This window comes from Streptomyces sp. AC627_RSS907, from assembly GCF_019049165.1.
The window spans coordinates 1-607 of sequence record NZ_JAGMUE010001091.1 but is presented as its reverse complement, the minus strand read 5'-3'; the positions used below and the strand labels follow the sequence as shown (position 1 = coordinate 607).

Sequence of the window (607 nt, the reverse complement as noted above, 5' to 3'; positions counted from 1 at the left end):
ATGCTGGGCTGGCACTCCAGGAAGTCGGGCATGGCCGCCGCGGCCTCGCGCACGGTGACGGGCACGCCGTCGAGTTCGAGCACGGCCGGGTCGGCGGCGGCGTGGTGCACGACGGTGAAGCCGAGTTCGGCCGCGGCCTCGGCGTACGCGCGCTGGGCCGCCCACAGCTCGGGGCGCGGCCCGTCCTGGCCCACCTCCAGCGGGCCGGCGGTGGGCAGCCCGATCAGGCGCAGCAGCAGTTCGCGCTCGGCCACCGACAGGGTGACGCCGCCGGCGGCCTCGCCGGGGCGTTCGGTGGCGGGTGCGGTGGGGCGTTCGGTGAGCGGGTCCCGCGCCGGGGCGTCGGTCACGCGCGCTCCCCCGCGAGCCGTGCGACCATCCGCTCCAGGGCCCGGCCGTACTCCACGAACGCGTCCACGCCGTCCTTGCCCTCGGTGGCCAGCGACTCGTGCGGGCGGACGTTGATGTGCGGCTCGATGGACCACACGCCGGTGTAGCCCTGGTCGAGGAGGTAGCGCAGCGAGTCCTCGACGCGGCAGCGCCCGTCGCCCGGCAGCAGGTAGCTGGCGTCCTCCGGGGTGCCGACGGCGTCCTTGATGTGCACGTG

General features: G+C 75.9%; 2 pseudogenes. Both read right to left on the bottom strand.

Annotated elements, in window-relative coordinates:
• Positions 1-350, bottom strand: a pseudogene (locus tag KUM32_RS40440) (hypothetical protein); the annotation flags it as partial.
• Positions 347-607, bottom strand: a pseudogene (locus KUM32_RS40435) (sugar phosphate isomerase/epimerase); the annotation flags it as partial. The pseudogenes KUM32_RS40435 and KUM32_RS40440, both read right to left, overlap by 4 nt.